Annotated in this window: 12 protein-coding genes and 1 pseudogene; 1 reads left to right on the top strand and 12 read right to left on the bottom strand. The window is 73.5% G+C overall.

Translation table 11 applies throughout. The annotated features are described in order from the left end of the window. Positions 1–4: 4 nt before the first annotated feature. From I6J71_RS17615 to I6J71_RS17570, 10 genes are all read right to left on the bottom strand, one after another. Positions 5–1705 (bottom strand): GAF domain-containing sensor histidine kinase, encoded by a 1701-nt coding sequence (locus I6J71_RS17615; RefSeq protein ID WP_204095694.1) that lies wholly within the window; start codon positions 1703–1705, stop codon positions 5–7. Positions 1706–1924: 219 nt separating this feature from the next. Next, positions 1925–2539 carry an HPP family protein gene (locus I6J71_RS17610; protein WP_204095693.1) on the bottom strand — a complete coding sequence of 205 codons (615 nt, stop codon included), beginning with the start codon at positions 2537–2539 and terminating at the stop codon, positions 1925–1927. 127 nt (positions 2540–2666) lie between these two features. Further along, a complete protein-coding gene (locus I6J71_RS17605) occupies positions 2667–3602 on the bottom strand; it encodes a CHAD domain-containing protein (protein WP_204095692.1) in 936 nt (311 codons plus the stop codon). A 19-nt stretch (positions 3603–3621) separates the two neighbouring features. Next, complete coding sequence (locus I6J71_RS17600) at positions 3622–4461, bottom strand: universal stress protein (protein WP_239154960.1); 840 nt, start codon at positions 4459–4461, stop codon at positions 3622–3624. Positions 4462–4530: 69 nt separating this feature from the next. Next, positions 4531–5451 (bottom strand): universal stress protein, encoded by a 921-nt coding sequence (locus tag I6J71_RS17595; RefSeq protein ID WP_204095690.1) that lies wholly within the window; start codon positions 5449–5451, stop codon positions 4531–4533. After that, positions 5448–6452, bottom strand: coding sequence for a nitroreductase (locus I6J71_RS17590; protein WP_204095689.1), 1005 nt, complete (start codon positions 6450–6452; stop codon positions 5448–5450). The genes I6J71_RS17595 and I6J71_RS17590 overlap by 4 nt, the downstream gene beginning before the upstream one ends. A 102-nt stretch (positions 6453–6554) precedes the next feature. After that, positions 6555–8090 (bottom strand): chloride channel protein, encoded by a 1536-nt coding sequence (locus I6J71_RS17585; protein ID WP_204095688.1) that lies wholly within the window; start codon positions 8088–8090, stop codon positions 6555–6557. 1233 nt (positions 8091–9323) lie between these two features. Beyond that, positions 9324–9848, bottom strand: a complete 525-nt coding sequence (locus tag I6J71_RS17580) for a DUF1269 domain-containing protein (protein ID WP_204095687.1) — start codon at positions 9846–9848, stop codon at positions 9324–9326. A gap of 79 nt (positions 9849–9927) precedes the next feature. Further along, on the bottom strand, positions 9928–11190 hold the full coding sequence (locus I6J71_RS17575) for a hypothetical protein (RefSeq protein WP_204095686.1): 1263 nt from the start codon (positions 11188–11190) through the stop codon (positions 9928–9930). 179 nt (positions 11191–11369) lie between these two features. Then, positions 11370–11675, bottom strand: coding sequence for a hypothetical protein (locus I6J71_RS17570; protein WP_204095685.1), 306 nt, complete (start codon positions 11673–11675; stop codon positions 11370–11372). A gap of 620 nt (positions 11676–12295) precedes the next feature. Here I6J71_RS17570 and I6J71_RS17565 point away from each other — a divergent pair. Continuing rightward, positions 12296–13948, top strand: a complete 1653-nt coding sequence (locus I6J71_RS17565) for a CotH kinase family protein (RefSeq protein ID WP_204095684.1) — start codon at positions 12296–12298, stop codon at positions 13946–13948. Here the strand turns inward: I6J71_RS17565 and I6J71_RS48325 are convergent. Together I6J71_RS48325 and I6J71_RS50815 are read right to left on the bottom strand one after the other, a co-directional pair. Next, positions 13941–14174 carry an aldehyde dehydrogenase family protein gene (locus I6J71_RS48325; RefSeq protein WP_239154958.1) on the bottom strand — a complete coding sequence of 78 codons (234 nt, stop codon included), beginning with the start codon at positions 14172–14174 and terminating at the stop codon, positions 13941–13943. The two genes, I6J71_RS17565 and I6J71_RS48325, sit on opposite strands and share 8 nt — an antisense overlap. A 76-nt stretch (positions 14175–14250) precedes the next feature. Next, positions 14251–15051 (bottom strand): annotated as a pseudogene (locus I6J71_RS50815) (aldehyde dehydrogenase family protein); the annotation flags it as partial. Between the last annotated feature and the right edge of the window lie 106 nt (positions 15052–15157).

Genomic DNA, 15157 nt, shown 5'->3' with positions numbered 1-15157 from the left:
CGGTTCAGCCGGGCACCGACCAGCTCAGGCGGGTCTGGTCCGCCACCCGCTCCACGGCCAGTGTGCCGCCGCGGCCGTGAGCCCGCTCGGCCATGGCGGCCAGCTCCCGCGCGGATTCCCGCGCCAGCTCGGCCGGTCCGTCGCACCGCACGACCGCCACGAGCCGGGCCGGATCGGCGCGGATCTCCACCACCACCGCGGTGGCCGACGCGTGGCGGGCGATCACCCGCAGCGCTTCGTCGAGGAACGGGACCACGGCGTCGGCAGGGTACGCGTCGAGCTTCCCGGTGAACCGGGTGGCCACGGCGAAGCCGAGCAGCGGCGTCGCGTCCGCCAGGATCCGCAGCACCTCGTCGCGCAGGGGCGTCTGCCCGGTCGAGGCGGGCTCGTCGAGCCGGAAGACAGTGTCCTGCACGTGGTGGATGATGTCGTCGAGGTCGGCGATCGAGCGGCGCAGCCGGGTCGCGACCGTGGGCGTGCGCGCCAGTCCGGCGGTGGTCTGCAGGGACAGTGCCGCGGCGTAGAGGCGTTGCACGATCTCGCCGTGCAGCTCGGCAGCGATCCGGTCGCGCTCGTCGTGCAGGGCGTTGCGCTGCTGCTCGGCGCGGGCCTGCGCCAGCTCGATCGCCACGGCCGCCTGGTCCGCGAACGCCGCGGCCATCTCGAGGTCGTCCTCGGTGAACGCCGGGCGGCCGCTCCGCCGCGCCGCCGCCAGTACCCCCGACACGCGGCCCGCGCCCGTGAGCGGCACCGCGAGCACGGCGCCGAGGTCCAGCTCGACGACGGGGTCGGTGGCCAGCCGCCGCCGTTCCTCCGGCCACGAACCCGCCATCGGTTTTCCGCTGGCGAACACCGCCCCGGCGATCGTGGTGTCGGCGGGGACCACGGCACCGACCAGCGTCTCCGCTTCGAGGCCGACCGCCCGGTCGACCTGCAGGGTGCCATCCTCGCCGATCGGCCGGATGATCGTGACGAGATCCGCCGCGGCGAGCTCCCGGGTGTGGTTCGCGACGAGGTCCAGCGGGCTGCCCGAGTCGGGCGCGAGGAGCTCGCGGGCGACAGCGGCCGACGCGCGCAGCCACGCCTGCTGGCTGCGCGCCGTCTCGTACAGCCGGGCGTTGTCGATCGCGCTGCCGGCGGCGGCCGCGAGTGCCAGCGCGAGCTGCTCGTCTTCGGCGGTGAACCGGCCGCGTTCGCGGTCGGCGAGGTAGAGGTTTCCGAACACGGCACCGCGCACCCGGATCGGCACGCCGAGGAAGCTCTCCATCTGCGGGTGCCCGGCCGGGAACCCGATCGAGCGGGGGTCGTCCTGGAGCCGCGTCAGCCGGATCGGCCGCGGGTCCTCGATCAGGGCGCCGAGCAGCCCCTTGCCCTCGGGCAGGTGCCCGACGCGCGCCACGACGTCCGGCGGCATGCCGTCGTGCACGAACTCCATGAGCCGCCCATCGGAACCGATCACGCCGAGTGCCGCGTACCGCGCGCCGATCAGCTGGCGGCCGGCATCGACGATGCGGCGCAGCAGAGCCGGGAGCGCGAGGTCGCTGGTGATGACCTGCGTGGCGCGCAGCAGGCCGCGCAACCGGCCCTCCGTGCCGATCACTTCCTGGGCACGTTCGACCAGCTGGGCCAGCAACTGGTCCAGCTCCAGCCGAGGCTGGTCGGGAAAGGTCAACCGGCCCGGCTCGGATTCGTCGTGCTCGCTCACCCCGGCTCCCGGTGGTCGGCAGCCCGCGTCGGACGAAACCGCGCAGCGACCCAGTTTGGCCACGTCCGGCGAAACCCGTCAACCCCGGTAATCGACGGTCCACAGGGGAATTCGCCTCAGCCCTGGGAAATCTGCGCTTCGGTACACCGTGAACGCGCGAGATCGTTTATCTCCCACCGGAAATCCGCGGCGTGAAACCGCTTCCCGTGCGGGGCGACGTCAGGAGTCGGGCCACGCGCCCACCGGAACCGTGTCCGCGCCGACCACACCGGGCACGGCGAGCGCGAGCAACCTGGCGACGTGGCGGTCGGCCTCGTCGTCGTAGCGGTCGACGATCCGCACGAGCCCGTCGTGGACCTCGACCTTCCAGCGGCCCGTGCCACCGTAGATCTCGAGGCGGTGCCGCACATCCGCGGCGATCGCGGCGTCGGAGCGGGCCAGCACGCGCACGACGTCGCCGCGGGTGACGATCCCGACCACGCGGCTGCCGTCGACGATCGGCATCGCCCGGATCTTCGCGTCGACCAGCGCCTGGCACAGATCCGCGACGTCCGTGCCCGGCGACATCGCGCTGACCGGCGTCGTCATCACCTGCTCGACCGACGTCTCCACCGGCGGCCGCGGTTCGGGGCGACGGTGCGCCGTGCGCGCGTCGGCCGGGATCCGCCCGCGGATCAGGTCGGCCTCGGTGACGATGCCGACGAGACGTTCGTCTTCGTCGACCACCGGCACAGCGGTGAAGCCGTGTTCGGCCAGCACTTCGGCCACCTCTTTCACCGGTGCCCACGGGTGGACCGTCACCACCGGCGCCGACATCAGGTCGCGTGCGCGCATCGGAGTCTCCCTTTCTTCGTGCTGGCTCGAAAATAGGCAACACGAGGGGCCCGGCACCCCGGTCCGGGGTCACCGCCGCGAAGGACCAACGTCACCGGCCCAGACGGCTTTCAGCAGCCGACGTCCTTCAGCGGCACAGCGCTTCGACACCGCTGCGCACCGCGTCCCACGTCGCCGCGCACTGCTCCCCGGCTGCCGGATCCCCGCCGGCTCCCAGTAGCTCCTGCAAGTCCCGGCACTGCGCCAGCAGGTGGTCCGGAGCGAAGGGCAATACGGCTTCTGCCGCTTCGAGCGCGTAGCGGAGGCGCCGGACGCTCTTGCGGACGGCGGCCGCTGAACCGGATTCGCCCGTCGCGGCGTCCCACCGCGCACCGGTTTCGGCTGCGACTGTCCACACGAGACCCGGCAGCACCGCGCCGGCCGGTCTGCGCGCGGCCTTCGGCAGTTCGGGGCGCGGTTGCTCGCGCAGCACGACGTCGAGCAGTTCCAGCGCGTTGAGCAGCTGGAGGTAGCGGTGGGTGTCGAGGATTTCGGGGGTGCCTCCCGACGCGATCCCCTCCTCGAACCAGCGCACCGATCCGCTCAGCCCGCGCACGAGCCGGCGCCCGCCGAGCACGGGCGCGAACGTCCGCAACGTCGCCCGGACCCGCCGGGCCGCGCCGCGCAGGCCAGGCACGCCCTGGGGCTCATCGAGGCGCGTGGCGAGGTCGGCGCGGGCGAGGGCCTCGGCCTGCGCATCGAGGTAGCCGAGCACCACCTCGCGAGCCGTGTCGTGGGCGCGGACCTCCGCGTCCGGGCGCCGGGTGCCGGGTCCGGGCACCACGGCGAGCTCCAGGTCCCGGCTGTAGGCGCGCACGAGCCGGCGCAGTTCGACCGGCACGTGGTCCGTCGCCGACGCGGCGACCCCGCAGCCGTGGCCGTCGCCGCGGTCGAGCCGCCAGTCGGCGCCGGTCCGGCTCAGCGCCAGGCCGTGGCGCCGCAGCCGCAGGCCCGCGGTGTCGTAGTACGTGATGTCGTAGTGCACGAGCGGCCGCAGCTGCGACACGGGACTCAAGGCAGTCATGGTCATTTTCCCCGCTCGCTCAGTGCACGACCGCGACCGGGCACGCCGACTCCGCGAGCAACCGGTTCCCGGTCGAGCCGAACAGCGCACCCGTGATCGGTCCGCGCCCCCGGCTGCCGATGACGACCAGCTGCGCGCCGTCGAACCGCAGCAACGCCCGCGCGGGCGAACGGTCGCGAACGGCGCAGCTGCGCGCCCTGACTTCGGGGTACTTCCCGGACAGCGCTTCGACGCGCCGGTGCAGCTCTTCCTCTTCACACTGCGCTTCGGCTTCGACGATTTCCGGTGCGTCCAGCAGGCCCTCGTGCCACGCGTGGACGGCGACCACCGGCACGCCCCGGTCGAGAGCCGCCTCGAAGGCGAACTCCAGCGCGCCGTCGTCCCGGTCGACGCCGGTGAGCACCGGGCCGCCCGGTTTCGCGCGGCCCCGCACGACCACCACCGGGCAGTGCGCGCCCGCGGCGACGCGGAGCGCGACCGAACCGATCGCGGCGCCGTGCAGGCCGCCGAGCCCGTGCGAGCCCAGCACGATCAGGTCGGCGTCCGCCGAGAGCTCCACCAGCAGGTCCGCGGCGAGTCCGAGGCGCACCAGGTACTCGGTCCGCACGCCCGGTGCCGCCTCCTCCGCGACCTGCGCGGCCCTGCGGATCCAGCGGTGCGCGCGTTCCAGCAGCCGAGGCGCTTCCCGCGACCGTTCCGGTCCGGTGAGGCCGGCGGTGTCAGACAGCCCCGCGTGGAACAGCTGCAGCACGCAGCCGCGGCGCGTGGCCTCTTCCGCCGCCCACCGGACGGCGACCAGCGCGGCTTCCGATTCGTCGACGCCCGCCACCACCCCGGCCCGGGCTGCGGTCCCCGTCACGAGCCGCCTCCTTCCCGCCGCCGGGCCCCGGCGGCACACCCCACGGTCACCCATCGTCCGCATGTCCGGTCAGGGGCCGAAGTCCCTTCCCGGTGGGACGAAAGCGCGGATCCCCCGTGGACTCCGCGCGCTGCCGACGACCAGCACGGGGCAGTCGGCGTGGTGCAGCAGCGCGTGCGTCGTCGAACCGAGGACCATGCCGGTGAACCCGCCGCGTCCCCGGCTGCCCAGGACGACCACGGCCGCTTCCGCACTGCGGTCGATCAGGCGGTCGCGCGGCTGGTCGCGCTCGACGACGACGCCGGCTTCCACGTGCGGGAAACGGTCGTGCCACGCGGCCAGCCGCTGCGCCAGCACGCGCTGTTCCGCTTCACCGACGTCGATCAGCGGTGTGGCGGGGTTCTCCCCGAACGGCCGGCCGCTGTAGCTGTCGTGCCACGCGTGCAGCGCGACCAGCCGCGCTTCCCGCCGGGAGGCCTCTTCGAACGCCCACGCGATCGCGGCGTCGCTCATCGGGCTGCCGTCCACGCCGACCACCACCGCGCCGTCCGTCCGCGTCGCGCCAGTGCCGCGCACGATCACGACCGGGCAGTCGGCGCGCGCGATGAGGTCGGCGTCGGGCGAGCCCGCCAGCAGCCCGGACAGGGTTCCGGTCGGCGGCCCGACCACCAGCAGCAGCGCGTGGCGCGACGCCTGGCGCAGAGCGGTTTCGACGCCGGCCGGGCTCGTCTCGGTGGTGATCGGCACGCCGGGTTCGAGCGCCGTCAGTTCGTCGCGCGTCGTCCGCGCCACGTCCTGCGCGAGGGCTTCCTTGGCGGCCTGCCACTCCGTCCCGCCGCCGGCGGACGGCCCCTCGTCGACCGCGCTCACGGTGAGGACAGTCAGTGAAGTGCCCCACAGGGCCGCCTCGCGGGCGGCCCAGCGCGCGGCCACCGCCGCCGGCTCGCTGCCGTCGACCCCGACGACAACGGGATCGAGCGCGGTGCTCACGTATGGCTCCCCCGCCGCCCGACCAGCACCTCGCCGAGCCCGCGGCGCACGCTCGGCGGTGCGATCCGCAAGCTGCGGCCCAGCCGCATCAGCGCCTGCGGGAAGCCGGCGAGGCCGCGATCCTCGACCAGCGCCGAGCGCACCTCCGGCACGTGCAGCGGCTGCGTCAGCACGGCGGCGGACAGCTTCAGGGAAACCGCTTCGAGCCAGCACCGCTCCAGTGCGTGGCCCGCGTGGACGTGGTCACCGCGGGCGTCGTCGGGGGTGAGGAACAGCAGGAATGTCTCGTGCTTGAGCCGGGACCGCAGCACCCGCGGCTCGGGCACCGCCGTGCCGCGCCGGACCAGGCCGGCCCACGGCAGTTCGCCGTCGGGCACCACGGTGCGCCCGAGCCCGGCGCCGTGCCGGTGGCTCGTTTCGTCGCGAATCGTCCACAGGGCGAGCTCACGCTGGTACGCGCCGTCGTCGCGGATCGCGCGCGCCGCGTGGTCGAACAGCCGGGCGAGCTCGCCGGCGTCGGGCAGCAGCACAGTCGCAGCGCCCGTCGCCACCGCGGCCCGCGCCACCCGCGCGACGTGCTGCCGCCCCGCCGGGAGGCCGGTGAACCGCGTCCGGTCGCTGCGCCGGGCCGTGATCGCGGCGAACCGCCGGAGGTCTTGTTCCGACGGGGAAGCTGGGACTGTCGCGTCGATGCGTGCGACGACGTCGGGACGGTCGGCGTCGGGCAGGATCGTCACGTCCGCGCGGCGCCCGAGGATCCGCACGGCCAGCTCGAGGTTCGCCAGGGCCGCACCGCACGACATCGCGAGATCACGGCGGAGGGGATCGTGGTGCGGCAACGCGACGTCCAGGCGCTCCCGGAGCACCACGGCGCCGTCGACCGGCTCCACCACCCAGGGCTGGGTGTTGTGCACCGACGGCGCCCGCTGTACCGCGCGACCCAGCACCTCGGCTTCGGCGCCGGTCCAGCCCCCGGGCCCGATTTCCGCCTCGCTCGTCACTGTTTCTCCCCTCCGCCTGCTCGGACCGAACCCGTTCAGGGAACCGTCAGCCGCGGTGGGGGCGCGCCGGTCACAAGGCACCGCGCGGAGGGACCTACGTCCTCACCCCGCCTGCTTCGCGGGTTCACGCGGGGCGAGGGCCGCCGCGAGCACGTGCGCCACGACGACCGCGACGATCACCAGCGGCATCACGGCGAGGCCGTCGGACGAGAGCAGGAGCGTGGCGAGCAGGACCGACGTCAGCGGCAGCCGCAGCAGCACCACGCACATCGCGCCGATCCCCATCGCCACTCCGGCGACGAGCGGCAGGCCGGGCAGGTGCGACAGCGCGATGCCGCCGGCCGCGCCGAGGAACATCGACGGGAAGACCGGGCCACCGCGGAACGCCGACAGCGACACTCCGTACGCGAGTGACTTGCACGCCAGCAGCAGCAGCAACCCGGGCACCGTGTACTCCGCGCTGTGCTCCAGGAGCGTGGGCAGCGAGGTCTCCCCGGAGAACAGCACGTCCGACAGCTTCCCGCCGGTGGCCGTGTACGCCATCGCGAGCCCGGCGACGACGAGGCCCGCCACCGGCGTCAGCAGCATGATGCGACCGTCGACGTGCGGCTTCAACAGCAGCGCGAGCCGGCGCACGCCCGTGCCCAGCAGCGCCGCGCCCGCGCCGATGGCGAGCGCCCACCCGAACTGCGCCACATCGGGGTGTGCGAACGGCGGCAGCTCCGGCAACGCGAGCGACGCCGGCCCCAGCCCGGTCAGCGAGTCCAGGCCGATGAACAGCAACGTCCCGATGCCCGCGGCCAGCAGTCCCGGCAGCAGCACCAGGCCCATCGCCGCGCCGGCCAGCCCGGACGCCTCCATCAGCAGGAACGCCCCGAGGATCGGCGACCCGAGCAACGTGCTGATCGCCGCGAAACTCCCCGTCGCCGCCACCACGGCCGCCGCCTGCTGCGGCGCGTGCGGCCGCGCGAGCCGAACCGCGCACACCCCCAGCCCGGCCCCCAGCGCGATCAGCGGCGCCTCCGGCCCGAGGACGGCGCCCAGGCCCAGCGTCGCCAGCGCGGCCAAGAGCACCCCGGGCAGCTCCGCGGGCGTCGGCTGGTGCGCCGCCGCGAACCCCTGGGTCGGCGAATGCCCGCCCCCGCCCGGCAGGTACCGCACCGCCGCCCCGACGAGCACCCCGCAGATCACCAGCAACGGCACCGGCCACCACAGCGGCGGCCCGGCGAACCCCAGCGCGTGCGGCAAATCGGTGTACAGCCACCGCTGCACCTCGCCCACCAGTTGCAGGAAGAAGTACGCCGCCGCCGAAATCGGCACCCCGATGACCGCGGCGAGCACCAGCAGCCGCAGGTAGGCCGGCGAGCGCAGCCGCGCCGTGGCATCGGCGCCGGCCGGCCCCTGCGCGGCACCGCCGGCCGATGCCGGTGGCGCGGGCTCCGTGCCCGCCGTGGCCTGCGCGGCACCACCAGCGGACGCCCGTGCCGTGGAATCGGCGCCGGGCGATTCCCGCGCGGCACCACCAGCGGACGCGGGTGCCGTGGAATCGGCGTCGGCCGAAGCCTCCTTGGCGCCGGCCGACGCCGGTGCCGCAGGACCAGTGCCGGTCGGCCCCCCTGCGGTGCCGGCGGCCGACATCGGCGCCGTGGAATCGGCGCCGGCGGGCCCCTGCGCAGCACCACCAGCCGACGCCGCGGCCGCAGGATCGGCCCCGGCCGACGCCTGCGCAGCACCACCGGCCGAGGCTGAAACCGCGGGCTCCGTGCCGGGCGAGCCCTGCACCCCACCACCAGCCGACGCGGGCGCCGTGGAATCGGCGCCGGCGGGCCCCTGCGCAGCACCACCAGCCGACGCCGGGGCCGCAGGATCGGCCCCGGCCGACGCCTGCGCAGCACCACCGGCCGAGGCTGAAACCGCGGGCTCCGTGCCGGGCGAGCCCTGCACCCCACCACCGGCCGACGCCGGTGCCGTGGAATCGGCGCCGGCCGAAGTCCGCGCAGCACCACCAGCCAACGCGGATGGCACAGGACCAGCACCGGCTGACCGCCCTGCAGCGCCAACGGCCCATGCCGAATCCGCGGACTCCGCGCCCGCCGGGGCCTTCGCTGCACCACCAGCCGAGGCCGGTGCCGCAGAATCAGTGCCAGCCGGGGCCTTAGCGGCACCACCAGCCGAGGCCGGTGCGACAGGATCAGTGCCAGCCGACCCCCGTGCGCCACCACCAGCCGACGCGGGCGCCGTGGGATCGGCCCCGGCCGAACCACGCGCGACACCACCCGCCGATGCTGAAACCGCGGGCTCCGTACCGAGCGAGCCCTGTTCGGCGCCACCAACCGAGGTGGACGCCGCCGGCTCCTGGCCCGCCGGCCCGTGCGGGCGGTTCCGGGTGCCGCTCGCGCTCGCGGTCGCACCGGCAGCCGGCCCGGCAAGGTCGGCCCGGCCTGCCCTGCCGCCGACCGGAGCAGGCGGGTCCGGCGGGCGGTCGGGGGCCGCGCCGCCGGCGGTGGGGGCAGCGAACTCCGAGCCCGTCGGCTCGCCGCCGTGGCCCGGAGCGCCGCCGGTGGGCGGGGGCGCCGGAGAATCCGGCCCAGTCCGTTCCGAATTCGGAACGGACTGGGCCGGCGCGGCCGCACCCGGCTCGGCCGAAGCGCCGCGTCGCTCCGTGGCGTCGCCGGGCGGCGGGGGCTCGGCGGGGTCGCGGAAGGTGGGCGTCGGGCCGTCGGGCGCGGGCGTCGTGGGGTCCGTCATCGGGTCGGGCCTCCTCGCCGGGTCAGCGCCGTGCGGGCGTGTCGCCACGGTGCGCGCCGCCGCGGCGGCGGGGACCGCCCATCCGGGGTGACGCGGGAGGGGCGGCTCCCCTGTGGACGGTCGTTACGCTTTGTCCGTCGGCGCGGGTGGGGTGGCCGCGGATTTGACCTGCTCGGCGCTGTCGCTGTCGACTTTCTCCTTGGTGACGTTCTCGGCGCGGGGCAGAGCGTTGTCGACCTCGGTAGCCCAGCGCTCCTCGAACATCGCGACGATGCCCGAGCTGTCCGGCGGCAGCGTGTCCTCGACCTCGGCCTTGATCGCCTTCTTCTCCGAGTGCGACTTGAGCCCGCCGACCCCGCCGCCGACGCCGGCCCCGACCAGCGCGCCGGCCAGCAGCGAAGGCGGGAAGATCAGGCCGACGACCGCCCCGCCGACAGCGCCCCACGTGGCGCCCTTGCGCGCGGTGTGGAAGTCGTCGTCGACGTGGATCTTGCCGTCGGTGCGGCGGCTGACGAGGATCAGGCCGTCGACCTTGATCACGTCTTCGTGGGCGAGCTGTTTCAGGGCGGCCCAGTCGCCACGGGCCGCATCGGGGTCCGAGTAGGCGGCGATGTACAGGTCGACGGGTGCGTCCTTGTGCGATGCCATGGCCGTTCTCCTCCCGCGGGTCTCGGCCGCGAGCATGCGGTGGCCCGGTGGCCCGGCGCCTCACCCGCGTCGGGTGGAGTCACGAAGGAGACGGCGCAACCGGTTTCGCCGGGCGGCCTTCGGCGGCGTACGCCTGAGCTTCCGCGTTCGCGGTGTAGTCGGCGGTCTCCCGCTGCAACCGCCGCCGCACCGCCGGCTGCTGCGCGAGCGCGATCGCGAACACCGTCAGCAGCACCCACATCGCCACGCAGCTCAGCACGATCGCGATCCCCGGCAACCAGACTTCGCCCAGGCGCTCCGTCAGCGTGCGCGCGGCGAGCGCCCGCCAGACCAGCATGAAGTTGACGAGGTACCCGACCACCGTCGCCACGGCCAACGCGATCAGGAACTGCTTGAGCGTGCCCGACTTCCGCCGTTTCAACAAGGGTTCGTCGCGGTTCGGCAGCGCGATCGACAGGACGTTGCCGACGCCGAGCCACAACAGGATGAAGCACACCACCAGCGCGCACGCCCGTACGAACGCGCCGAACTCCCCGGCGCGCCAGGCCAGCAGGGCGGAAAGCGCGAACCCGATCGGCGCGACGATGCACACCAGCGCGAGATTCTTGATCACCAGCACGTGCCACAAGCGCGACCCGGTGTCCAACGCTGCCCGCACCCGCATGGCGTCGAAACTCATCGCGTTGACGCAGACCGCGCCGCCCATCACGTACGAGATCGTCCACAACCCCAGGTACGGCAGCCACTTCTGGTCCTGGTCCCACCGGAACAGCCGCAGGTACCCGAGGTACAGCAGGCCCAGGCCGAACGCGATCCCCAGCGCCTTGACCGATTTGCGCGGCTTGCGGGTCAGCACGTACCGGATCTCACCGGCCAGCCCGTGCGCCAGCGCCGGCCCGTGCCGGCTGACGGCGTTGCTGCCGTGCAGCGGCACGTGCCCGTCGGCGGCCGCCGCGCCCGGCTCGTCCTCCCCCGCCCGGATGCGGGCCAGCCGCCCCTGCAGCACGGCCTGCGCCGCGTCGGTCAGCGCCAGCCTCGCGATCGCGACGGCCGCCACCGCGTCGCGCTCCGCCTGCGCCGCGTCCTGGTGCGTCACGGTCTCGGCGCCGGCGTCGCCGGATTCGGCGGCGAGGTGGTTCTGCCGCAACCGCGCCCATTCCGGCGATAACCGCGCCGGATCGAGGTGCCGGCTCAGCTCCCGCCGCTGCTCCTCGGCGGCCGCGTGCGCCTTGCCGATCAGGCGCCGCACGTCGTCCTCGTCCTTCCACTTCGCCGCCATCGCGTTCTTCTCGGCCGCCGCCGCGCGCTGGACCAGCTCCACGAGATCGTCGACCGCTGCCATGGGCTCCTCCTCGACTACCAGGACCCGGCATCCATCCTAGGAGCGGCGACCCCGGTGGTACAGAGTTGTTTCCCTGCAACGGGAATACCGTGAATCACCACCAGGGAGCCGGCTACCGGCACCGGCTCACGCACCCGGCTGGGCTCGAAGAACCGCGTCGCCACGCGATCTCGAGGGACTCACGCTCCGAACGGAGGTGTCCGTGCAGCCGCGACCGCGTGCCGTCGTCGCCGGCGAGTTCCAGGTCGGGGCAGTGCCCCCACCGGCCCCACTGCGGGGTAAGGAAACTCGTACCGCAGGTCCACACCGGACAGCAAGGTCGTGACGTAGTCGTTCACCTCCGGCAGAACTATCAGCTCACCGACGATCTCGCGCGACGCCTCGACGTGTGGCCCCGGCGCCGGCAGCGCGGCCTGGGCACGGGTGTTGCGCAGCACCGCTTCGCCGGCTGGGTGGCGTTCGCGGGTGAACGTGTCGAGCAGCACCTCGGCCGCGTCACCCCGAGCGACGGCGGCGAGTTTCTACCTGGCCGACGCCGTGGTCGTGCCCGTCCTCACCGCCCTCCCGCGCGGGGACACCCCGTGGCTGAAGTGGCTCGAGACCGCTGGTTTCGCCTTGCGCGCGGCACTGCTCGGCCACCGCGACGGGCCGCGGGTCGCCCTTGGTGCGGACCTGCGGGTGGCGCGCACTCGGCGAGTTCGCCAAGCGAACCGCCGGTGTTCTGCACCACGGCGGGTCCTCGCTCGCCGATGCCAGCAGGGCGGCCGGGGTCTTCGTCCACTTCGTCCTCGGCCGGCGGTCGAAGACCAGGTGTGGCCGGCTGGTCCGGGTCCCCGGCAGCGGACTCGGCGCTCCCGTTTCCGTTGCCGGCTCGCGGTCTCGAAGAACGCCAGGCCGCGGGCGCCACGGTGACCGACGACTTCCGCTGCGCGCTCGGCATCGTGCTCGCGGGCCTGGACGCGACCCGCCCAGCCTGACGGCACCGCCTCGCGGTTCGCCTCGAAAACCTGTAACACGGCCACGAAGATCGTTGGTGCTGTTGGACTTTCCGGCGCCGTGACGCGCCGTTGCGGCCGTACACTGGAGCGGTTGCGGAGGTGGGGCCATGAGCGCTCAGGAGCAGCACGCACTCGATTCCCTGTACGAGATCGACAATGTGCTCACTGTCGACATCGTGATGCCACGGGCCGACTGGGACGCGGTGCGGACCGAGGAGCCGGCCGGCGGGCGGTGCAACTTCGACTGGACCGGCCGCAGCCGCTTCACCTGGCGGAAGGCGACGTCGGTCGAGATCTCCGGCACGAAGTTTCCCGCGCGGACTTCGTTCGCCGAAGTCGGGATCAAGAAGAAGTCGTTCTGCGGTTCCTTCAGCAACGACAAACCGTGCCTGCACCTCGACTTCGGAAAGTTCCGCGACGCCAACAAACCGCTGATCGCGAACCTCATCGGGTCGCGGTACCTCACGCTCGACAACTCCGTGCAGGATTCCACGTTCGTGCGGCAGCCGCTCGGCTACAAGTTACTCGAACTCGCCGGGTTACCGCATTCCCGGTGCAATTTCGCCCGTGTCCGCGTGAACGGCATCCTGATCGGCCAGGGCACCGCCGCGCCGGCCCCCGGCGTCTTCGTGAACGCCGAACCCGTCATGCCGCGTTACCTCGAGCGCAATTTCGGTAATGTGAAGGGGAATCTGTACGAACTGGAGCACAATGACGACTTCGTCGACGGCCGGTTCGACTTCATCGGCGTGGAAGACCTGTCGAAGTTCGACGACAAAGCCGACCTGCGGTTCGCCATCGACCACATCGCCGCCTACGGGCTGGCCGGGGCAGCCGAGGTGTTCGACCTCGACCAGTTCATCAAGCTCTACGCGATGGAGTTCTTCCTCAAGCACTGGGACGGCTACTCCGGCAACACGAACAACACCTACGCCTACAACGACGTCGACGCCGTCACGTCCCCCGGCGCGGGCGACGTCAAGTTCAAGCTCATCCCGTGGGGCGTCGACCAGACCCTGCAGCCCGCGCGCCACTTCGCGGTCCGGACCAGCGGCCTGCTGGCGAAGCTGGTCCGCAACGACGGCAGCCGCGGCGTGCAGCTGTCGGACCAGATCCGCACCTACCGCGACACCGTCTTCGGCCGCAAGACGCAGCAGGAGGTGCTGACGCCGCTGTTCGAACGGATGGGCGCCGTGCTGACCGGCCTCGGGGTGCCCGACGTGCCGGCGCAGCTCATCACCGTCCGCAAGCAGCTGCGGCTGGCCACCTCCGCCGGCTACCTCTGCGCGGGCCTGCCGGGTCCCGACGGCGCCTACGTCCGTGAGGACGCGACCAACGAGTGTCTCCACGCGAGCACCGAACCGATCCCCGCCGTCCCCGGCACCCCGCCGAACTTCGAGGTCGTCCACCGCCCCCGCCCGGGAGCCGTCGAGGACTCGGACCTGTGGTCCTTCGGTGCGCTCGGCGCCGGCACGTCGGTCACCAGCAAGGCGACCGGCCGCTTCCTCCACGCGAGTGCCATGACGTCACCGCAAGGCCACCAGCTGCTCTACACGTGCGCCGCCAGCAACTCCGACCACGCCGACGAATTCAGCGTCACCAACATCGACCCGGTCGGTGACGACTCCAGCTTCAGCGGTTACTTCACCCTCTCCAGCATCCGCACCGGTCAGGGCGCGGTCTTCGGCACCGACCCGACGCAGGACGGGAGTCCACGGGTGTACCAGGGTGCGGCACCGTCGAAGCTGTACTTCACCTGATCACGACCCGGCGTGGCCGCGTGAACTCCACGATCCGCTCCGGTGGAGTGTCCGGCGGCTCGGCGGGCAGCCGGTTGATCCCGATGCCGCCGGCCGGCAGCCGCGCCACAGCCCGCTCGACGAGTGAAAGTGCGTCGCCGAAGTCGTCGTAGGGGGTGACGGTGACGAGCGGACCGAGGGGCACCTCCGCCGCCGGGTCGACGCCGGCGAGGACGGTCGGCTGCAAGAAGAGACCCTTGCGGTCTGCGCGCGCCGCCGGTGACGAGGCGGGCGCAGCGGGCCACGAGAGCGCCGATCGACCGCACCAGGGCATCGAGGCGCGCAGGGCCGGCCACCGGGCCGTGTGTCGTCGCCGGATGGCGAGCTGAGCCGAGGACGAGCGAACGCGCGTAGGTGCTCACCGTGTCCGCGAAGTCGTCGTGGAGGTCGCGGGGCACCAGGTAGCGGGACGGCGCCGCGCCCGACTGCCCGGCGCAGGCGAACGCGGCCACGCCGGTGATCGCCACGATGGCGGCTGGATCGGCGTCCTCGCCGACGAGCACCGGCGTGTGGCCGTCGAGGTCGAACACGCAGCGGATCGGCCCGGGTGCGGCCAGTTCCGCGAGGGAGCGGGCCGCCGATGCCGGACCGCTGAACGCGACGGCGCGCACGGCCGGCGACCGCAGCAGCTATCCGGCCACGCCGGAGCGTCGCCGAACACGAGGTTCACCACACCGTAGGGCACCCGCTTCGGCCAGCAACCGCACGAGGAAGGCCGCGGCACTCGACGCGTTCACCGCGGCTTTCAGCACCACCGGGCAGCCGGCCGCCACGGCCGCCTCGAGGTGTCGCGCAGCCGGCACCATCGGGGAGTGCCACGGGGCGAACGCCGCGACGACCCCGAGCGGAGCGGAGAACCGCGTCGTCCGGCGGGCAGCTGCATCGCCTGTTCCCTCGTGTGCCGGAGCACGTCGATCGCCCGGGTGAGCTCGCGCCGGGCCTCGGCCCGGGTCCGGCCCGGTTCGGCCACCAGCGCCGGGTCGGCGCGCCCGGCGAGGGCGAGCAGGGCGTCCACCGCCTGCTTGAGCACGGCGCCGCGTTCGACGGGCGGGGGGCGCTCCAATCGGGAAACGCGCGGTACGCGACGCTCAGCACGTACCGCACGTCCGCCTCGCTCGCCAGCTCGACGACCCCGAGCCGCGGGCCCGTGCCCGGGTTGGTGACCCCCAG

It is taken from the genome of Amycolatopsis sp. FDAARGOS 1241 (assembly GCF_016889705.1).
Classification (GTDB): Bacteria; Actinomycetota; Actinomycetes; order Mycobacteriales; family Pseudonocardiaceae; genus Amycolatopsis.
Note: the sequence above shows the minus strand (reverse complement) of the source record. Positions and strands in the feature narration are given on the sequence as shown.